This window comes from Nocardia brasiliensis (assembly GCF_011801125.1).
Lineage (GTDB): Bacteria > Actinomycetota > Actinomycetes > Mycobacteriales > Mycobacteriaceae > Nocardia > Nocardia brasiliensis_C.
Map to the genome: position 1 here is coordinate 4,434,160 of NZ_CP046171.1, position 18,985 is coordinate 4,453,144.

The following is an 18,985-nucleotide window of genomic DNA, read 5'->3' on the forward strand; positions in this document are numbered from 1 at the left end:
GGGCGCGGAATCGCGCGGCACGAGCGGCCGCGGGCGGATCAGCCGCGGCCGTGGCGCCGTTCGTAGGCCTCGCGCTCGGCCGCGCTTCGTTCGCGGTCTCGCGCGTCGGCCAGCGCGGGGTCGAGGCCGTGCTTGGCCAGCCGGGCCCGGCGGAAGACATACATCAGCGCCGCGGTGAAGTAGATCAGCGGCAGATACAGCAGGGCCATCATGGCCAGACTCATCCACAGCGGGCCGGGGATGAGCAGGAACAGACACAGCGGCGCGATGATCGGCACCAGTATCCGCAGCAGGTAGCGGCGGGTGGCGCCGGGGCCGGTGAGATCGTTGATCACCCACTCCGACATCGACTCCGGCAGCACCCCGCCGCAGATGTAGCGCAGCCGCTGCAGCGGGTTCGGTGTCGTGGCGGTGCTCATCGGCCCTTCTCTCCTGCCAGGTCGGGCATGTACGTGCGTGCGTAGGCGATCGCGTCGGGGGTGTGTTCGAAGATCTGCTCGTCACCTCCGGCAGGCAATGCGCCGATCGCCGCGAGCCTGCGACGGTGGTCCGCACGCAGGCCGGACATGAGTACGGTGATGTGGCGGTGTTCGAGTTTACCGATCGCGTCCCGGAGCACGAGCGCGCCGGTGGTGTCGAGCGCGGTGATGTGCGACATCCGCAGGATGACCACCCGGACGTCGGCGACCTCGGTGAGCTCGAGCAGGAACCGGTGTGCGGCGCCGAAGAACAGCGCGCCGTCGAGCCGGTACGCGACGATGTGCTCGTGCAGCAGCTCGTGCTCTTCGGCTAGGTGATCGGTATCGTCGAGCGGGATCTGTTGCAGCCGTGCCTCTTTCGCCACGGCACGGACCGCGAGCAGCACCGCGACGCCGACGCCGACGGCGACCGCGGCCACCAGGTCCAGCGCGACGGTCACCGCGAAGGTGACGACCATGATCAGCGCGTCACCGCGCGAGGCGCGCGCGAGCGCGGCCAGCGAGGCGGCCTCGACCATTCGCACGGTGGTGGCCAGCAGCACCCCGGCGAGTGCGGCCACGGGAATGTCGGCGACCAGCGGCGCGGCCAAGTAGATGATCGCGGCGAGCACCAGCGCGTGGGTGAGCGCGGCCAGCCGGGTGCGCGCGCCCGAGCGCACGTTCACCGCGGTGCGCGCGATCGCACCGGTCGCGGGGACGCCGCCGAATAACGGCGCGGCGATATTGGCCAGGCCCTGACCGAACAGCTCCCGATCCGGGTCGTGCCGGGTGCCGACGGCCATGGCGTCGGCCGCGCTCGCCGAAAGCAGCGATTCCAGAGCCGCGAGCGCGGCCACCGCGAGCGCAGGCGCAAGCAGCGTGCCGAGCTGGTCGAGGTGCACGAATTCCAATGTGGGGCTTTGTAATCCGGATGGAATGGCACCGATACTGGCAAGCTCCATACCGAACAGGCGAGCCACGACCGTCGCGGCGGCGACCGCGAACAGCGCGGCGGGCAGCTTCGGCAGATACCGCCCGCTGGCGAGCACGACCGCGGCCACCGCCAGGGCCGTGCCGAGCGCCGGGAGATGCGGGTGCCCCGCGAACTGGCGCACCGAGTCGAACGCGGACTGCCAGACCTTCTCCCCGCTCGGGTGCGCGACGCCGAGCGCGGCCGGGAACTGTTGCAGCGCAATCACGACCGCGATCCCCGCGGTGAACCCCTCGATCACCGGGGCGGGCATGTAGCGCACCGCGCGCCCGACCCCGGCAACGGCGAGCACCACCAGCACGATGCCGGCCAGCAGTCCGACGGCCAGCACGCCGCCCGCCCCGAACTCGTGCACTATGGGCACGAGCACCACGGTCATCGCGCCGGTCGGACCGGACACCTGGAAGCGGGAACCGCCGAACACCGCGGCCACCGCACCGGCGACGACCGCGGTCGCCAGGCCCGCCTCGGCGCCGAGCCCGGAGGAGATCCCGAAACCCAGCGCCAGCGGCAACGCCACCAGGGCGACGATCAGACCCGAGAGCAGATCCGCACCGGGCGCGCGGACCGCGGGCTTCCAGTCCGACCAGGCCGGTAACAGCGCCCGCACACTCACCTTGACGTCGTGGCGTCGGCGTCGCGCCGCGCTTCGGCCAGTCGCACCTTCAGCGCGGCAAGCTGCTGACGCAGCGGCTCGGGCAGCCGGTTGCCGCCGATGGTGGCGTACCACTCGTCGATGCCGGCGGTTTCGGTGATCCATTCGTCGATGTCGACGGCGAGGGCGGCGGGCACCAGGGCGCGGTACCGCTCGGCCAGCCCGGACAGGTCCAGCGCGTCGGCGGTCGGTACGTATCCGATCGGCGTCGCCACGGCGTCCGCGGTTCCGTCGAGCCGGTCGAGCGCCCACTTCAGCACGCGCACATTGTCACCGAAGCCGGGCCACAGGAACCTGCCGTCCGCGCCGCGGCGGAACCAGTTGACCTGGAAGATCTTCGGCAGTCGCGCGCCGTCGCGTTCGGCCATCGACAGCCAGTGCGCGAAGTAGTCCCCGACGTGGTAGCCCAGGAACGGCAGCATCGCCATCGGATCGCGGCGCACCACACCGACCTTGCCCGCCGCGGCGGCGGTGGTCTCCGAGGACAGCACCGAGGCGGTGAACACCCCGTGCGCCCAGTCGAAGGACTCGGCGACCAGCGGGATGGTGCTCGCGCGCCGGCCGCCGAAGAAGATCGCCGAGATCGGCACGCCGGTCGGGTCGTCCCATTCGGGTGCGACCGAAGGGCACTGCGCGATGGGCGTGCAGTAGCGTGAGTTCGGGTGCGCGGCAGGCGTTCCCGACTCGGGCGTCCAGTCCTTGCCGTGCCAGTCGATCAGATGGGCCGGGGCCTTGTCGGTGAGCCCCTCCCACCACACGTCACCGTCGTCGGTGCGGGCGGTGTTGGTGAAGATCGAGTTGCCGACCTCGATGGTGGCGATCGCGTTCGGGTTGGTCTCGGCGCCGGTTCCCGGTGCGACACCGAAGAATCCGGCCTCCGGATTCACCGCGTAGAGCCGCCCGTCCGCGCCGAACCGCATCCAGGCGATGTCGTCGCCGACCGTTTCGGCCTGCCAGCCGGGCAGCGCGGGTTCGAGCATGGCCAGGTTGGTCTTGCCGCACGAGGACGGGAACGCCGCGGCGATGTAGTGCCGCTTGCCCTGCGGGGAAGTCAGTTTCAGGATGAGCATGTGCTCGGCCAGCCAGCCCTCGTCGCGTCCGAGCACCGAGGCAATGCGCAGCGCGAAGCACTTCTTGCCGAGCAGGGCGTTGCCGCCGTAGCCCGAGCCGTAGCTCCAAATGGTGCGGTCCTGCGGGAAGTGGGCGATGTATTTGGTGTGATCGCACGGCCACGGCACATCCTGCTGACCCGGGCTCAGCGGCGCGCCGACCGAGTGCAGGCACCGCACGAAATCCTTTCCGGCGCTGAGCGCTTCCCACACCGGAGTACCGGATCGGGTCATGATCTGCATGGACACCGCCACGTACTCCGAATCGGTGATCTGCACACCGTATTTCGGGTCGGCCGCGTCCAACGGCCCCATGCAGAACGCGATCACGTACATGGTCCGCCCCGCCATGGCGCCGCGGTAGTGCTCGGTCATGACGGTGCGCATGTCGACGGGGTCGACCCAGTTGTTGGTGGGTCCGGCATCGGCTTGCTCGTCCGAGCAGATGAAGGTGCGGTCCTCCACCCGTGCCACGTCGTCCGGATCCGATACGCACCAGAACGAGTTCGGCTTCGCCGCCAGCGGGACGAAGGTGCCCTTGGCCACGAGCACCTCGGTGAGCCGGTCCCACTCCGCGCGGGAACCGTCGCAGAACACGATCCGCTCCGGGGCGGTCAGCTCGGCGACCTCGGCCACCCAGGCCAGGACGGCTTCGTGGTCGGTGGGCGCCTGCACGGTCGCGGCGGCGGTGGGGCGGTCGGTCACGGCGATTCTCCTTCTAGACTTCGCTAGGTATGTAGTTTAGAAACTCTGCAATCAAAGCGTGCCGGCGGGGCCTCGACGATTACTTCCGACAGGGCCTAGGCGGGCTCTTCGAGTGCTTCGACCTGGCCGGCGACCACGCCGGTGAGAATAGCGCGCGCGGTCGCCAACAGCGCCGCGACCTGGGGAGACGTCAGTTCGTAGGTCACCGACAAGCCCTCGCGGCGAGCGACGACGAGACCGGCCCTGCGCAGAATGGCCAGCTGCTGGGACAGGTTCGCGGCTTCCACGCCGATCTCGGTGAGCATCTCGGAGACCGCGTGTTCCCGGACGCTGAGCAGTTCCAGGACGCGAATGCGCACGGGATGACCGAGGGTCTTGAAGAACTCCGCCTTCATTTGGTAGAGCGGTCGCTGCAGTCCCGGCATCTCCGAGCCGCTCCTTCCGTGCGTGCTTACCGCGAGGCTACTTGATGTCTTGCCAATGTTCGCAATCAGATACAGTACTCCCGCTTCGGCACCGAGGACACCACCGTTGGAAAGAAGGACCATGCCCGTCGTCACCCGCAATGGGATCCGGATCAATTACGACGTCACCGGCGCGGGACCGCTCGTGGTGCTGGTCATGGGCACCGGCAGCCCGGGCCGGGTGTGGCGCACCTACCAGGTGCCCGCACTGGTCAAGGCCGGCTTTCGGGTCGCGACCATCGACAACCGCGGCATCGCGCCCTCGGACGAATGCGCGGGCGGCATGCGGATCGAGGACCTGGTCGCCGACACCGCCGCCGTGATCGAGCAGCTCGGCGGCCCGGCCCACGTGGTCGGCACCTCGATGGGCGCCAGAGTCGTTGCCGAACTAGCCCTTTCGCGCCCCGAACTGCTCACCAAGGCGGTCATGATGGCCGCGACCGGACGCCCGCATCCGCTCTCGGCCACCCTCAACCGAGGCGAACAGGCGTTGTACGACAAGGGAATCTCACTGCCCCCGGAGTACGCGGCCGCGATCAAGGCGATGCTGAACCTGTCCCCGAGCACCCTCGAAGACCCGGCCAAGGCCCAGGAATGGCTCGACATCTTCGAATACACCGCGAGCACTCCCTCCCCCGGCGTCCGCGCCCAACTCGGGATGGACCGCTCGCACGACCGTCTCGCCGCCTACGCGCGGATCACCGTGCCCAGCCTCGTGATCGGCTTCGCCGACGACCAGATGGTCCCGGCCCGCTTCGGCAAAGAGGTGGCCGCCGCCGTCCCCGGCGCGCGCTACGTAGAAATCGAACGCTGTGGCCACTACGGCTATCTCGAACGCCCCGACGAGGTGAACCGGGCCCTCGTCGACTTCCTCACCCGCTGACCGATCACGAACGCACAGATAGGGAATCCCCGTGCACGACACGCTGCCCCCGTGCCCCGAATGCACCAGCGAATACACCTATGAAGTCGGTGGACTGCTCACCTGCCCCGAATGCGCCCACGAATGGACGGCGGCCACCGAGACCACCGATGACGACGTCATCAGGGACGCGGTAGGAAACGTGCTCGCCGACGGCGACACCGTCACCGTCATCAAAACCCTGAAGGTCAAAGGCAGCCCCACCGGCATCAAAGCAGGCACCAAGGTCCGAAACATCCGCCTGGTCAACGGAATCGGCGACCACGACATCGACTGCAAGGTAGACGGCATCGGCCCCGTGCAACTCAAGTCCAGCGTCGTGAAGAAGGTGTAGACGACCTGGCGGTTCCGCACCGCCTTCGAATGGCCCGAAACGGCAGCAGATCACGTCGCCGTCTGCCCTGCAGTAGGCGAACTGTTTTACGGAATAGCCTGGGGCCATGGCAGTTACGGTCGCCCCCGCACCCGCAAGCCCGGACTAGGTGGTGGTGGCCACGCAGGACATCAGGGAGGTCAGGACCGCGACCACCATGGTGACCTCGGCGCTGCGAGCAGCTGGAATCAGCATTGCGATCGCGACGATCCGCACGGAAGGGGTCAGCTCATCGGAGTGGTGACGAGGGGCGCGATCACGCGGCGGGCGAGGTCGCGGGCCGCGGTGTCGTCGTCGAGATCGAGCCCGGCGGGCGGCAGCAGCAGATAGCCCATGGTGATCCGAATGATGGCGTCGGCCTGCAGATCCGGGTCACCGGGCGGCAGGGCGCCCTCGGACTGACCAGCCCGGATGCGGGCGGCGATGAAGCGGTGGCCGATGGTCAAGGGCGTGGGATCGCCGACGGTGAGCATCGCGAGCAGTTCGGCGCTATGCGGCGCGGAGGTGTTGTCGGACAACAGTTGTCGACGCAGGCGCAGGCAGGCGACGAAGGCTTCGGCGATCCGCTCGGTCGGGTCCGTGACGGTGAGATACCGCGAGGTGATCTCGGCGAGAAAGCCGCGCAACGTGTGCGCGACGGCCGCTTCGAAGAGGGCGTCGCGTCCACCGAAGCGCCGGAACAGCGTGGCGCGGCTCATTCCGGCACCGGCCGCGACATCGTCCATGGTCGCCGCGTCGGCGCCGCGTTCGGCGAGCACCCGAATCGCCGTCTCGTACACCCGTACCAGCTCTGGCCCGGCGGGGGTGAAGGTGACGACCTTGCTGACGGCCCGGCCGAACAGGTTCACCAGCGGAACGGAAGTACGAGGCATGCACCCATTGTCGCAGCTGAGACTTTTATGCTAGACAAAGTCTCATGCATGAGGCGATGACCGCTCCGGAGCAACACCTGATCGCGGCCGACGAGCCCGCGCCGCTCGGCCCGGATTCGGTGGCCTGGTCGGTCTTCGGGGAGCTGACGTTCGTCCTCGGCGCCTCGCGCCGGCTGCTCATCGATGTGGCGCACCCGGTGGTCGCCACCGGTGTCCGGGAATTCTCGGTGTTCGAGTCGGACCCGTACGGACGCGCCGAACGCACCCTGGACATGATCATGGGCGTGGTCTACGGGCAGGACGAGGCCATGGCCACCGCACGCAGACTCCGCGACCTGCACCGAAACATCAAGGGGCGCAATTCCGATGGCTCCCGTTGGAGCGCACTCAGCCCGGAGGCGTTCCACTGGGTGCACGCCAGTTTGGTGCACGGCGTGTACACACAGCAGGCCGTGCTCGGGCGGGGCTGGCGGCCCGGTGAGGTCGAGCGGTTCTATCTGGAGATGCGCCGAGTGGGTCGCCTCTACGGCGTGCGCGAACAGGACATGCCGCCGGACTGGGCGACGTTCACCACCTGGTTCGACCAGATGACGACCACTCGACTGGAACGCTCCGACATCACCGACCGGGTACTGGCTGTGGTCGGCAGCCCGAAGCCACCGCCGATGATCCCGCTGCTGCGCCACCCGGTCGTCTGGAACCACACCGTGCGCCCGATCGCGGGCCGGGCACTGACCCTGGTCACGGCCGGGCTGCTGACACCGGAGCTGCGCGAGTTACTCGGGGTGCGGTGGCACGGCCGCGATCGTCTGCTGTTCGGCATGCTGGCCGCGTTCTCGCGCACCGTCGTGCCGCGGCTGCCACGGACCGTCCGGCAGGTTCCGCAGGCGCGACGCGCCGTGCGGCGGGTAGCGCGGGTGAAGCATGCGGCCGCCGCGTAACCGGCGCGGGCTCGTCCAGCGGCAGCCCGTACCCGCCGACCGCTCGACCGTGCGCGAGCACGTGATCCGCAGCGCGGACGGCACCGGCCTGCATGTGGAGATCCACGGGCCCGCGGACGCGCCGACGATCGTGCTGGTGCACGGCGTGCTGTGCGCACTCGGCTTCTGGCACAACCAGATCGCGGCCCTGTCCGGCGAATACCGGGTGGTGGCCTTCGACCATCGCGGCCACGGCCGCAGCGATGCGCCGCGACGCGGCAGCTACACCCTCGACCACCTCGCCGACGACCTACACGCCGTGCTCGCCGCGACGGTGCCCGAGGGCCAGCCCGCGATCGTCGCCGGGCACTCGCTGGGCGGAATCGCGGTGCAGGCGTGGGCAAATCGGTATCCCGGGGAGATCGCCGTCCGCGCCCGCGCGGTTGCGCTGGTGAACACCACGCCGGGCCAGATCCTCGACCACGTTCGGTTCCTGCGCGGCCCGCGCCGACTACTCGCCGCCAGGGGACGGCTGGCCCGCGCGGTGGTGCCGCTCGCCGGTCTTCCGCTGCCACGGCGGCTGCCGGTGCGGCGCCTGCTGCTGTCGCATGTCGCGCTCGGGCCGGTCGCCGACCGGTTGCTCGGCGTCGAACTGGACCGGATCGCCGCCGCGACCTCCGCCCGTGGGCGCGGGGGTTACGGGGGCATGCTGGTGCGCATGGTCGATACGCTCGACCCGGCCGCGATCACGGTCCCCACCCTGGTGATCGCGGGCCGCACCGACAAGATCGCCCCGCTGGCACGCGCGGAGCTGATCGCCGCCGCCCTCCCTCAATTGCTCGAACTACGCGTGCTCGACAGCGGTGGAGCGTTCCCGGTTCGGTGGACACGGAGGAGATAGCCGCCTGGTAGCACGGGAGTTTGGTGTTGGGTTCGACGCGGCGTAGTTTCACCGAGGAGTACAAGGCCCAGGCGGTAGGTTTCGTCCTGGATCAGGGTCGGCCGGTGGCCGAGGTGGCGCGCAATATCGGCGTGCACGAGATGACGTTGAGGAAATGGGTGAAGAGGGCGAAGGAATCCGGGGTTTCCGGTGACCGGGAGAAGGGACTGACCGACTCGGAACAGGCCGAGTTGGAACGGTTGCGTGCGGAGAACGCGGAGTTGAAGATGCAGGTCGCGTTCGCAAAAAAAGTTGCGACCTGGTTCGCGAAAGACCAGCGGTGAAATTCGCCGCGATCGCGGACTGGGCTGCGTCGGGGGAATTCGACATCGAGTTCATGTGCCGGGAACTGGACGTGTCTCGGTCGGGCTACTACAAGTGGAAAGGCCGCGGTCGCAGCGACCGGGAGCGCGACGATCGCATGCTGACGCTGCTGATCGAGGCGATCCACGCGAAACTGCGTGGCAATCCGGGTGTTCGGCGTGTGCACGCGGCGCTGGCGGCGGCCGGGCGGCGGGTCTCGCGTAAGCGGGTGTGGCGGTTGATGCGGGCGGCCGGTCTGCAAGGCCGGTTTCCGAAACCGTTCCGGCGCACCACGATCCGGGGATCCAAGCCGGTGGACGCCGCGGATCGGATCGGGCGTGATTTCACTGCCGCGCAGCCGAACCAACGCTGGTGCGGTGACATCACCTACGTCAAGACCTGGACCGGGTGGGCGTATCTGGCCACCGTGATCGATCTGCACGATCGGGCCGTGGTCGGCTGGGCGATCGCTGATCACATGCGCACGTCGCTGGTCACCGACGCCCTCGATATGGCCATCGCGCGCCGACGCCCGGCGAAAGGTGTTGTTTTCCATAGCGATCGCGGAACCCAGTACACCTCGAAGGAATTCGCGAAATATTGTGCAAAGAATGGTGTCCTACGGTCCCTCGGCCGGACGGGATCGTGCTTCGACAACGCGGTCGCGGAATCGTTCTTCGCGACCTACAAAAAGGAGCTGGTACACGCTCGTCCGTGGCCGACGGTGAAGTCGCTGCAGAAGGAGACGTTCGACTGGATTGAGTTCTACTACAACACCGTTCGTCCGCATTCGGCGCTCGGCTATTTGACACCACGGCAATACGAGTTAGGGTACAGAGAAATCAGTCAGATCGCGGCTTGATCCCGAGTCCACAAAACCGGGAACACTCCACGGCCACTGCGGCCCGCTCGAGCGCGCCGACGAGATCACCGCCGCGCTCCGCGAACTGGCCACTCGCTCATCGAACACTCTTGCGGGGTAAGGAAATCGCCCCATTCCACGCCGCGCGTGCGAGGAGTCGGTGTCGAGTTCGATCTCCCCCGGCCAGCCGAGGCGGTGGACCGGCACGTAGTCACGGGCGCCTTCAGTGCCGGTGAGCGGTGGACGGTCGATCTACCGTGTCAACCGACGGCTCACAACGCCGCGGCGGCGGCGATCATCAGCTCCCGCGAACGTTCCGGTGTCTCCGCCTGTACGGCCACGCGGTCCATGACGCCGCGATAGACGCGGACGTCCTCCTGGCGGTCCAGGTACATCGCGGTGGTCAGCTGCTCCAGGTAGACGATGTCGGGCAGGTCCTCTTCGGCGAAGCGCAGCATCGTGAACGAACTCCCCGCGGCCGCGCTGCCGCCGGAGCTGGAGGGCAGCACCTGGATCGTGACGCTGGGCTCGGCCGACATATTCACGAGATGCTCGATCTGTTCACGCTGGACCGCCGTGCCGCCGACCGGCCGGTGCAGGACCGCCTCGTCGAGAATCGCCCACAGCGTCGGCCCACCCGGGGCGTCCAGGATCCGTTGCCGGTCGGTACGCAACGCCACCCGCCGCGCCGCCTCGCTGATCTCCTCCCCCATCTCGACGACCGCGGCGGCATAGTCCCCGGTCTGCAGGAGACCCGGAACCAGTTGTCCCTCATAGGTTCTGATCATCCGTGCCGCACCCTCGAGCCCGACATAGGTCTCGAACCACTGTGGGAGCAGGTCGCTGTACCGATGCCACCAGCCCGGCTCGTTGGCCTTGCGTGCCAGATCGAGGAACATCTCCCGCTGCTCGGCGTCCACCACCCCGTACAGATCCAGCAGATCCGCGACGTCACGCTCTTTGAACCCGGTGCGCCCGAGCTCGAGCCGGCTGATCTTGGCATACGAGCCACGGATATGGTCACCCGCCATTTGCGGTGTGATGCCACATTGTTCGCGCAGCTTGCGCAGTTGACCACCGACCGCGATCCGCAGCGCCGTCGGGCCTCGTTCTGCGACACCGGGATCGATGACGATCCGGGCAGGTTCTGCGGTCATGGGTTCTCCGATGTTGGAATCCACCAGCAGTCACGCCACCGCCCGCACCCGCACGAGCCGCACGCGCAGCGCTGATGATATCCCCCGCCGAGCCAACCCCGACGCACCCGCCCGCCTTGCGCCCGGACACACCGACAAAATCTCGCCGTCGACCGGAGTGGCGTATGGCGCCACGGTGTTCGACTACTCCGCCGAGGCGTTCACAGCGGCTCGTCGGGCATGGAGTCGAGGTGGCGATCCAACGCGTCGAACCTGCCCGCCCACTCGTGGCGGTTAGAGGCCTGAGAACCGGCGCGGCCGCCCTGGTAGTGCATCGGTTCAGCACGGAAGCCGTAAGCTGCCTTGCGCCGTTCAGTTGTTCCTGCCGCGTGCCACGACCTTCCAACGGTCCTCTATCATGCCGCCCGCGACGACCGTGACCTCGTCGACGAGGTTCATGGTCAACAGACGCGGTTGGGGATCACGCGTAAGCGGGTTCCTACTTTCAACCCTGCGCTCGAGTCCATGCGCCGAAGCCGCGGACCAACTCCGCGTAGAACTGTTCATTCGGCACTGCGCCTGGATTCTTGCCGGTGTTGTAGAAGGCGACGTTGCGGAATGTGGCGGAGGTCGAGGTGTTGAGATTCTTGTAGAACACCATCTTTCCGCGGCCGAACCCGATGAAGATCCAGAACATCCCTAGCGTCGCGGAGTTCTGCAGCAGCGTTCGCACGGCCGCTTTCTCATCGGGCTCGTCTCCCACCTGGACTATGACCAACGCGGGATCAGCTGCCCCCGACTCCTGGTAGTGATTGATCACGCAACGCATCGCGTCATCGACTTGCTGCCAGCCCCAGTCGACCTGGGTATGCAATTGACCGATCCTGCCCCGGTAGTTCCGCAGACTCAGGTCTTCGACGAACGGTTCGTGCTGACCCGAGAAGACCACAGGGACGGTGCCGTCGTCGTCGAGGTTCGCCGCCAACGCCAGAATTCGCTCAGCGAACGCTTGAACCGTGAAGGACTCGTAGAGTTCTCGCATATCGTAGCTGTGGTCGAGAACCAGGTATACCGCAGCGCGTCGGCTGCCCATTCCCGCGTCCGCCAGAGCCCGGTTCGCTTCGGTCGCCACCGGCAACAACCCGGGCGCGATGTCGGTGACCTTCGCGAGCCGTGTCGGTGTCGTCGAACCCGCCGATGGACTCGTATGCACCTGGGCGGGTGTCTCGTCGCTCTCGATATCGACCCCGTAGTCCGTGGCCAAGCCACCCAGACCCGAATCATAGCCCTGGCCCACTGCCCGTACCTTCCAGGCATCGTTGCGCCGGTAGGCCTCGGCGATGACGACGACCGTCTCCCGGTTGGTGAAGTTCGGGGCGGTGTATTCGACTGTCGGTCCGGCGTTTTGGGTGACGACCAGCCGCGGGGCGCGACTGAAGACCGCCCCCGGACTCAATGGATCGATGCTCGCTACGATCACCACGGCGGCAACGTCCCGGGGCACACGCGTGAAGTCGACTCTCACCGTCGTGCCATCCACCTCGACTCCGTGGCGCGTCGGGTTGTTGTAGAACACGAGGTCACTGTCGTCCCGCACCTTGCTGTCGGGGCCGAGCAGCAACGCCGAAACATCGATGGGCGTCTGATCCGATGTGAGGGAGAAGGACACACGCCCTCCGTTGAGGGCAGTATTCTCGCCCTTGCGCAACGCGGTGCTCGACATTCGCTTCCTAAGCTGTCGTGGTTGAGCTCACGGCTCTCCGAGAGCTACACCGCGACAGGCAATTTCGGCACAGGGCTCCCGTAAACCGGGGCGAGCCCGGAGACCGGCAGCTACGGAGGTCACCCACTCTGTAGTGCGACCAATTTCGCTGTGGCCGACGCTGATCCGGTAGTCTGCCGATTCGCGGTCATCACATTCCATCAACCGCGAGGAGCAGCGTCAATGCGACGAACGTACGTCAGTCGTTCGACCGACATCGCCATACAGACGGGATGACACCGCCGCCATCATGACCCCGTGGCAGCGAGGAACTCGCCGATGAGCTCGGTGAGCCGCTCCGGCTGATCCTCGGCCAGCAGCGTATAGCTGTCCTCGATCTCCACCAACCTGGCGTCGGGATAGAGTTCGGCGAGACGACGAGCGTGCGCGATCGGCATCATCTTGTCCTCGACCGCCCAGGCGATCAGCACCGGCCCGGTGAAGGCCGCGTTGCGCTGCGCGATCTCGCGCAGCGTCGCGCGCGGCGGCACCGATTTCAGGTACTTGGCCAGATCTCGCCGAATATCGCGATCGACCGTCGCCGGGCGGAACCAGCTGTCGATCACCTCTTTCGGCACCGGACGCTTGCACATCCACCCCCAGGTAGCGGGGCCGCGCCGCCCCAGCGGACTATTGAGCAGTGCCATCGCGGTGCGCAACCCGCCGGGCACCTTCGCGGCCGCGACGATGAGGCGCGCGGGCTTGGGCGGATAGTTGTCGAATGCCTCGCACGAGGTCAGCACGAGCCGGCCGACGCGATCGCTGCCCCGTGTCCCGAGCAGCACCTGCGCACCGCCCCAATCGTTTTGGATCAACGTGACATTCCGCAGATCGAGTGCGTCGAGGAAGTCCCCGACCATGCCTGCCATACCGAGGAGGGACAAATCCCCGTCTTCGTTCATGGGTTTGCGATGTCCGCCGAGCGGCCAAGTCGGGACGATACAGCGGTACTCGGTGCGCAGCTTGCCCACCACATGCCGCCAACCCGAACCGTCCATCAGCAGACCGTGAATGAACACCAGCACCGGTCCGTCGCCACCGGTGTCCTCGTACTCGACGGTGCCCGCTGGAAGTTGCACTTCGAACATTTCGTTGCCTCCTGTGTTCATTCCTCAGGCGGACCGAAATCGGCCCGCCGCGGCCCGCCACCACTCGTGCGGTTGAATCGTCTACGCACCCCGCACACCCCCGTCTCTACGTCCGCCGCCAGAGTCGCGCAATGATCGGCAGCCACGGCGGCGATTTCCTCGGTGATCTTCCCAAGTGCCGCCCCGTGCCGTCTCCGTTCCGTAGGTGTAGTCACCGAAAGCTGTTGGGTGGATGAGCGTTTCGGTTCGCGGGCGGATAGTGCCGAGACGGTGCGGAAGCCGGCGTTGCCCATGGTCGCATCGGGGATGTTCGAGGATCGAGCGGCAGTGCGGTATCTGGAGCAGTAGCTGTCGTGGCACAGATACGAGCCGCCGCGCAGCACCCGCGACGCCCCGGCCACGGCGCCTTGTGGATCACGCACGTGCCCTGATCGAGCGTCGTGACTGTAGGTGTGCGGAGAGAATCGGTCGTAGCACCACTCCCAGACATTGCCTACGGTCTGCCAGAGTCCGTACCCGTTGGGCCGGTAGGAGCGCACCGGTGCGGTGGTCAGAAATCCGTCCTCCCGGGTGTTCACTTTCGGGAAGCTGCCCTGCCAGATGTTGGCCCGCCACTGGCCGCCGGCATTTGGTGCGTCGTCACCCCAGGGGTAGCGGGTTCCGGAAAGGCCTCCGCGCGCGGCGAATTCCCACTGCGCTTCGGTCGGAAGCCGACGGCCTGCCCAGTCGCAGTAGGCGGTGGCGTCGTGCCAGGACACCTGCACGACCGGGTGGTCGGCGCGGTCGTCGATGCTGGAATGCCGTCCTTCGGGGTGCCGCCAGCTCGCTCCCTTGACCTCTACCCACCAGGGACTCGGGGAAGGCCGTCCGATGAGATCGTGCTCTTCGGCGGCCAGCACGAGGTGGAATACGGCGGAGAAGCCGAGCTTTTCGGCCTCGGTTTCGTATCCGGTCTGCGCGACGAACATCGCGAAGGCGGCGTTGGTGACGGTCGTCGTGTCGATGGAGAAGGGCGAGAGTTCCACGGTGTGCACCGGCGTCTCGCCGTCGGCGTGAAACCCGTCGCGGTGCGGATCCCCCATCGCGAAGGTCCCGCCGGGCAGGTGTGCCTGTTCGATCGGGTGGCGGTCGCAGTTCATCGAGTTGCCTTGGCCAGACGGATGCGTTGCCGTTCGACGTCACGGGGATAGGTGCGATAAAGAATGGTGCAGAACGCGGCGTTGACGAGCATGAGAATGCCTGGGATCCAGAGCATTACGCCGCGTAGGCCGATCACGTCGGCCAGTAGCCCGGCGGCGAGATTGAACAGGGCGTACGCGAGGGCTTCGAATACCGAGAGCAGGAGAGCGAAGGCGGCGCCGCGCATTTCGGGTGGTACGACGGCCGCGACAATGGGCCGGTTGACGCCAGGGTTGAGGCCTTGCATGAACCCGAGCACCGCCCAGAATCCGGCGAAGACCTCGATGCCGCCCCAATCGTGTTGAGTGCCGGCTATTGCGACGACACCGAAGCCGAGTTGGGCGAACTGCAGGATGATGATGCGTCCGGTCTCGGGGAGCCGGGTCAGCAGGAAGTCGGTGGCCAAACTGCCGCCGAAGGTGCCGAACAGGTAGCCGATGCCGAAGGGCAGGGTGACGATCGACGCGACGGCGGTGGTGAAGCCATAGGTGTGGACGAGGAAGATGACGCCGAAGCTCATGATCAGCAGGTGGCCGGAAATGAGCCGCTGGATCAGCATGAGGACGAACGTGGGGATTCGGAGCATCTGTTGCACTGCGGCCCAGGTGATCCGGTCGTTCTGAGCATGCCGCTGCCGGGTGGTTTCGCTGGCTCCGACGCCGGGGTCGGTGAAGAACACGGCCAGCAGCACGGCGGTGAGCACGGTGATGGCGCCCCACACGAAGAATCCGTACCGCCAGCCGTCTGGCACGCGGGACAACTGCCCGATGAGCGGTCCGAGTACCGAGCCGAGCAGTGAGATCGCGCCCCAGGTGTAGCCGTTGGCGCGGCCGCGGGCTGTGTCGTCGAACAGGTCGGCAGTAATTTGGCTGGCGATCGGTAGTGCCGAGGCGATGAACACGGCCGAGATCCCGTACAGGACGATCAGCTGGACGTAGTTCTGCGCGCATCCTGTTGCGGCGGTGGTAATTCCGGTGCATCCGGTGGCGATGGCGAAGGTGATCTTGCGGTTTGTCTTGTGCGCCACCCATGCCCACAGCGGTCCGAAGACGATGCTGATGAACTTCGCGAGGGAGGTCAGGTAGCCGACCGCAGCCGCGGGTGCCGCCACGGCTTGGACGATGACCGGGGCGAGGGTGCTGAGCACGCTGGATTCGTTGTTGTCGGCCCACAGCGGAGCGACGACGAGGGCGAGTTTGCGCCAGCGGCCGGGGACGATCACCGGCGCGGCGTCGGTGGGTGGCGAGAATACCGGTGTTGCAGTGTCTTTCACGGGAATGCCTCACTGAGGGTGGCGGGAGATCGGACGGCTCTCGGCCAGTGCCCGATCGAGGCGGTGCAGGGTTCGCCCGGTCAGGGCGGGGCTGAAGGCGGCCAGGTCGAGGAGGGTGGCCGACGCGGTCTGCTCGGCTATCCGGGCGACCGCGGGCCCGAGTGCCGCCTCTACGATCGCGCGGGTGTCGGCCGTGGCGAGCAGATCGGTGATCGCCATGCGCACGCCAGGACGCCCGGTCGGAAAGTCTTCCGGAATCGGGAGCGGCTCGACAGCTTCCCGGTAGGTCGCAAGCTGGGTCCTGGCCAGCAGGTGCCGGGAATCGGCCTTCCCCACTGGCGGCAGGCCGAGGCGGCGGAACTGGGAATCCGGCGCGTCGTTGGCGCGCATGAGGTCGAGCAGCAGGTCGATCATTCGCAGTTCGAGGTCATCGTCGACGATCGGATTCTCCTGGTGGGGATCGCTGTCCAGGTCGAAAAGCACTGTGCCGAAAGCGAACGGGTCCCCGACGGCGAAGCCGGGTATGCGTAGCACCGGGACGTTCTTGGTGAACGACAGCGGGCCGACCAACTGCGCGTCCTCCAGTTCGCCCGGGGTGAAGCGGGTGGCCATGTGCGTGGGCATCAACGTGTGTTCGAACAACGGGGCATTTCCCGGCGCGGCGGGGGCGCGCAGATACACGTACCGCCCGTCGGTGACATTCACGTGCCCGCCGAAGACTCCGAACAGCGCGCCCGCCCGCAGCGGGTTCGGTGCTGGATCGCGCAGCAGCGGCAGCAGAGACCGCCCCTGCATATCCGCGGTGGGCTGGAGGCCGAAGAAATCCAGCAGGGTAGGGCCGAAGTCGATGGTCTGCACCAACTCTCGGCAGGTGTCCGCTCGCGTCCCCGCTATCGGATCCCACAGGAACAGCGGCGTGTGGATGTTTTCGTCGTACCAGGGCTGCACGTTCTTGCCCCACCAGCCGTGCTCGCCGAGCAGGAACCCGTGGTCGGTGCACACGATCAACAACGTGTCGTCCCACAGGCTCAGCTCGTCGAAGACATCGAGGACGCGACCGAGCGACGCGTCGCACATCGTCAGCAGCGCGGCGTACTCGGCCCGCATGCGTCGCACGGTGTCGGAATCTTCTTCCACCCGTTTGTAATCGGGCCACGCCATGGACTCGCTCGGCGCGTCCAGCGCGGAATAGTGGCGTTGGTGGTCGCGGTGGGAGAAGTACGGTTCGTGTGGGTCGAAGCACTCGATCTGCACGAACCACGCGTCCTCGGCGTGATTGGTCCTGATGAACTCGAGACCGGCGTTCACCGTTCGAACCTGCGGGTGATCAGCCGGTTCGGTCAGGTACTTCCGGTTGATCAGGTCCTGCCGCCACAGGTGGTGGCGCACCCGGCGCCCGCTCTGCGGCTGCGGCGGATCGGCGACCTGCCCCTTCCACGCGTCGCCCTCCTGGCCACGGAAGAACTCGAAGGTACGGAATCGATTGTGGTACGTCGCGCCGCCGTCCTCCCAATAGTGCGGATGGTCGGTGACCAGATGCGGATAAATTCCCGCCGCGGACAGCATCTCTGGCACAGAATCGTCGAAAGGCTCCAAGGGACCCCAGGAACGGTGCAGAAAATTGTGGCGGCCGGTGTGCATTTCCCGGCGGGCGGGCATGCATGGCATCGAGCCGCCGTAGCAATTGTCGAACCGCACGGTGTGCGCGGCGAGCCGGATGAAGTTCGGCGCGTGCACCCACTCGGCGCCGTACGGCGGCAGTAACCGGCGGTTGAGACTGTCGAACAACATCAGGACCGCGCGCATCAGTTGCCCGCCTTGCGAATCCCGGCCTGCCCTGCCTCGGCGATGTCCGCGCGGGCCGCCAATTTCTCCAGCAACTCCTCGAGCCACGCGATCCAGCCGTCGATCTGCCGCTCGCCATGACGGCGGATCTGTCGTGCGATGAAATCCAAGGCCTCGGCATCGATTTCGGCCCGATCGTCGTCGGTCTCGGTGTCGTACGGTCGGTTTCGGTTGAGTCGCACCTGCTCGCGCCGGGCCGCCAGCTCTGCCTGCACGAGATCGAGCGTGCCCGGCTCGCCGAGCATCATGCTGACGCGCAGCCGGAAGGCGAACTCCGGATCCTGGAACCGCCGCGGCGGCAGGTACGCCGAGCGCACCCAGCGCCGTAGCCGCGCCATCCCGGCCTCGGTGACGGAGTAGATCTTCGCGTCCGGTCCGCCGTCGCGGGGATCGGTCCGCCACACCACGGAACCCTCGACCTGCATGCGGTTCAGCTCGCGGTAGATCTGGCTGGCATGGCGGTCCAGGCCGACGAACTTGCCCTCGATCTGGCACCACCGCTTGATGTCGTAACCGCTCATCGCCCGGGCAGCCAGGAGGCCGAGCAGCGGATATTCGAGCTTCATCGAGCCCTTCCTGATAGGTGCAAAAACACTAGATGCAAAAGCATATAGCTCAGGTGCCGGCTTCGCCCGCAGTTCGGTGCGAAATCCCTTACTGCCCAATCCATCAGCCAAACCCGAGCGCTGGTTTGTCACCATGCCGCGAAGGCGGTGTCGGGAGTCCAGGACAGTGCGTCGTCCATCGCACTGAGGTACAGCGAACGCGGAGTCAGCCAGACGAGGTTGTTGCGGAACGCGACCTTCACCAGATTGCGCCACTGCGCAACCTGTTCCGACGAGGCCGCGACCCGAGCCAGTTCCTGGGTCCGCGGGCGCCGCGCCAGGTCGCAGTCAGCTGCCAGGGATTCCACGGTCGACGCTTTCGCGTCGAGCCAACTGAATGTCGCGGCGCCCTCCAGTATCTGTGCCGCGGCCTGCCGAGATCGGGTGTGCTCACGTTCGCGGCGCACCGAGCAGGACCCACCCTGCCGCGGGCATAGATGGGTAACTCCGTCTGCACCGAATAGATGTCGTGGCGTAGTAAGGATCTCGGCGGGGTGGCGGCGAGCAGCCGCGCGATAGGGTC

At 67.0% G+C, this 18,985-nt stretch carries 19 protein-coding genes; 6 read left to right on the forward strand and 13 right to left on the reverse strand.

Going from position 1 to position 18,985, the window contains the following annotated elements:
- Window positions 1-38 precede the first annotated feature (38 nt).
- From F5X71_RS19920 to F5X71_RS19935, 4 genes are all read right to left on the reverse strand, one after another.
- Complete coding sequence (locus F5X71_RS19920) at window positions 39-419, reverse strand: DUF5313 family protein (protein ID WP_167463408.1); 381 nt, start codon at window positions 417-419, stop codon at window positions 39-41.
- Window positions 416-2,065 carry a SulP family inorganic anion transporter gene (locus F5X71_RS19925; RefSeq protein WP_238815340.1) on the reverse strand — a complete coding sequence of 550 codons (1,650 nt, stop codon included), beginning with the start codon at window positions 2,063-2,065 and terminating at the stop codon, window positions 416-418. Before F5X71_RS19925 ends, F5X71_RS19920 begins: the two co-directional genes overlap by 4 nt.
- Window positions 2,062-3,918, reverse strand: coding sequence for a phosphoenolpyruvate carboxykinase (GTP) (locus F5X71_RS19930; protein ID WP_167463409.1), 1,857 nt, complete (start codon window positions 3,916-3,918; stop codon window positions 2,062-2,064). Before F5X71_RS19930 ends, F5X71_RS19925 begins: the two co-directional genes overlap by 4 nt.
- A 95-nt stretch (window positions 3,919-4,013) precedes the next feature.
- Entirely contained in the window at window positions 4,014-4,343 is a 330-nt protein-coding gene (locus F5X71_RS19935; protein ID WP_167463410.1) for an ArsR/SmtB family transcription factor, read from the reverse strand.
- A 121-nt stretch (window positions 4,344-4,464) separates the two neighbouring features.
- Here F5X71_RS19935 and F5X71_RS19940 point away from each other — a divergent pair, with 121 nt between their 5' ends.
- Complete coding sequence (locus F5X71_RS19940) at window positions 4,465-5,265, forward strand: alpha/beta fold hydrolase (protein WP_167463411.1); 801 nt, start codon at window positions 4,465-4,467, stop codon at window positions 5,263-5,265.
- A 31-nt stretch (window positions 5,266-5,296) separates the two neighbouring features.
- Window positions 5,297-5,638: a zinc ribbon domain-containing protein YjdM gene (locus tag F5X71_RS19945; RefSeq protein ID WP_167463412.1), complete on the forward strand. Its 342-nt coding sequence runs from the start codon at window positions 5,297-5,299 to the stop codon at window positions 5,636-5,638.
- Window positions 5,639-5,901: 263 nt separating this feature from the next.
- Here the strand turns inward: F5X71_RS19945 and F5X71_RS19950 are convergent, their stop codons facing one another.
- Window positions 5,902-6,549 (reverse strand): TetR/AcrR family transcriptional regulator, encoded by a 648-nt coding sequence (locus tag F5X71_RS19950; RefSeq protein ID WP_167463413.1) that lies wholly within the window; start codon window positions 6,547-6,549, stop codon window positions 5,902-5,904.
- A 44-nt stretch (window positions 6,550-6,593) separates the two neighbouring features.
- Here F5X71_RS19950 and F5X71_RS19955 point away from each other — a divergent pair, with 44 nt between their 5' ends.
- The 4 genes from F5X71_RS19955 to F5X71_RS19965 are packed head-to-tail and all read left to right on the forward strand — an operon-like array spanning window position 6,594 to window position 9,574.
- Window positions 6,594-7,490 carry an oxygenase MpaB family protein gene (locus tag F5X71_RS19955; RefSeq protein ID WP_238815341.1) on the forward strand — a complete coding sequence of 299 codons (897 nt, stop codon included), beginning with the start codon at window positions 6,594-6,596 and terminating at the stop codon, window positions 7,488-7,490.
- On the forward strand, window positions 7,474-8,370 hold the full coding sequence (locus tag F5X71_RS19960; protein WP_167463414.1) for an alpha/beta fold hydrolase: 897 nt from the start codon (window positions 7,474-7,476) through the stop codon (window positions 8,368-8,370). Before F5X71_RS19955 ends, F5X71_RS19960 begins: the two co-directional genes overlap by 17 nt.
- A 26-nt stretch (window positions 8,371-8,396) precedes the next feature.
- Complete coding sequence (locus F5X71_RS36645) at window positions 8,397-8,693, forward strand: transposase (RefSeq protein ID WP_203218191.1); 297 nt, start codon at window positions 8,397-8,399, stop codon at window positions 8,691-8,693.
- A complete protein-coding gene (locus tag F5X71_RS19965) occupies window positions 8,690-9,574 on the forward strand; it encodes an IS3 family transposase (protein WP_203218192.1) in 885 nt (294 codons plus the stop codon). The genes F5X71_RS36645 and F5X71_RS19965 overlap by 4 nt, the downstream gene beginning before the upstream one ends.
- A gap of 272 nt (window positions 9,575-9,846) precedes the next feature.
- Here F5X71_RS19965 and F5X71_RS19970 read toward each other — a convergent pair whose 3' ends face one another.
- The 8 genes from F5X71_RS19970 to F5X71_RS20005 form a co-directional block, all read right to left on the reverse strand.
- Complete coding sequence (locus tag F5X71_RS19970; RefSeq protein ID WP_167463415.1) at window positions 9,847-10,731, reverse strand: helix-turn-helix domain-containing protein; 885 nt, start codon at window positions 10,729-10,731, stop codon at window positions 9,847-9,849.
- Between the two features lie 484 nt (window positions 10,732-11,215).
- Window positions 11,216-12,433, reverse strand: a complete 1,218-nt coding sequence (locus F5X71_RS19975; protein ID WP_167463416.1) for a VWA domain-containing protein — start codon at window positions 12,431-12,433, stop codon at window positions 11,216-11,218.
- A gap of 287 nt (window positions 12,434-12,720) precedes the next feature.
- Window positions 12,721-13,560 (reverse strand): alpha/beta fold hydrolase, encoded by an 840-nt coding sequence (locus F5X71_RS19980; protein WP_167463417.1) that lies wholly within the window; start codon window positions 13,558-13,560, stop codon window positions 12,721-12,723.
- A gap of 17 nt (window positions 13,561-13,577) precedes the next feature.
- Entirely contained in the window at window positions 13,578-14,699 is a 1,122-nt protein-coding gene (locus F5X71_RS19985) for a formylglycine-generating enzyme family protein (RefSeq protein ID WP_342803734.1), read from the reverse strand.
- A complete protein-coding gene (locus F5X71_RS19990) occupies window positions 14,696-16,012 on the reverse strand; it encodes an MFS transporter (protein WP_167463418.1) in 1,317 nt (438 codons plus the stop codon). Before F5X71_RS19990 ends, F5X71_RS19985 begins: the two co-directional genes overlap by 4 nt.
- Window positions 16,013-16,021: 9 nt before the next feature.
- Window positions 16,022-17,818, reverse strand: coding sequence for a sulfatase (locus tag F5X71_RS19995; protein ID WP_167463419.1), 1,797 nt, complete (start codon window positions 17,816-17,818; stop codon window positions 16,022-16,024).
- On the reverse strand, window positions 17,818-18,558 hold the full coding sequence (locus F5X71_RS20000) for a PadR family transcriptional regulator (protein ID WP_167463420.1): 741 nt from the start codon (window positions 18,556-18,558) through the stop codon (window positions 17,818-17,820). The genes F5X71_RS19995 and F5X71_RS20000 overlap by 1 nt, the downstream gene beginning before the upstream one ends.
- A complete protein-coding gene (locus tag F5X71_RS20005) occupies window positions 18,552-18,869 on the reverse strand; it encodes a hypothetical protein (RefSeq protein ID WP_167463421.1) in 318 nt (105 codons plus the stop codon). The genes F5X71_RS20000 and F5X71_RS20005 overlap by 7 nt, the downstream gene beginning before the upstream one ends.
- Between the last annotated feature and the right edge of the window lie 116 nt (window positions 18,870-18,985).

Bases quoted from the DNA above. Each gene is read 5' to 3' on its own strand.
- F5X71_RS19995 (WP_167463419.1), bottom strand. From the start codon at position 17,818: ATGCGCGCGGTCCTGATGTTGTTCGACAGTCTCAACCGCCGGTTACTG.
- F5X71_RS19970 (WP_167463415.1), bottom strand. From the start codon at position 10,731: ATGACCGCAGAACCTGCCCGGATCGTCATCGATCCCGGTGTCGCAGAA.
- F5X71_RS19975 (WP_167463416.1), bottom strand. From the start codon at position 12,433: ATGTCGAGCACCGCGTTGCGCAAGGGCGAGAATACTGCCCTCAACGGA.
- F5X71_RS20000 (WP_167463420.1), bottom strand. From the start codon at position 18,558: ATGGTGACAAACCAGCGCTCGGGTTTGGCTGATGGATTGGGCAGTAAG.
- F5X71_RS19960 (WP_167463414.1), top strand. From the start codon at position 7,474: ATGCGGCCGCCGCGTAACCGGCGCGGGCTCGTCCAGCGGCAGCCCGTA.
- F5X71_RS19985 (WP_342803734.1), bottom strand. From the start codon at position 14,699: ATGAACTGCGACCGCCACCCGATCGAACAGGCACACCTGCCCGGCGGG.
- F5X71_RS19935 (WP_167463410.1), bottom strand. From the start codon at position 4,343: ATGCCGGGACTGCAGCGACCGCTCTACCAAATGAAGGCGGAGTTCTTC.
- F5X71_RS19950 (WP_167463413.1), bottom strand. From the start codon at position 6,549: ATGCCTCGTACTTCCGTTCCGCTGGTGAACCTGTTCGGCCGGGCCGTC.
- F5X71_RS19955 (WP_238815341.1), top strand. From the start codon at position 6,594: ATGCATGAGGCGATGACCGCTCCGGAGCAACACCTGATCGCGGCCGAC.
- F5X71_RS19920 (WP_167463408.1), bottom strand. From the start codon at position 419: ATGAGCACCGCCACGACACCGAACCCGCTGCAGCGGCTGCGCTACATC.
- F5X71_RS19980 (WP_167463417.1), bottom strand. From the start codon at position 13,560: ATGTTCGAAGTGCAACTTCCAGCGGGCACCGTCGAGTACGAGGACACC.
- F5X71_RS19940 (WP_167463411.1), top strand. From the start codon at position 4,465: ATGCCCGTCGTCACCCGCAATGGGATCCGGATCAATTACGACGTCACC.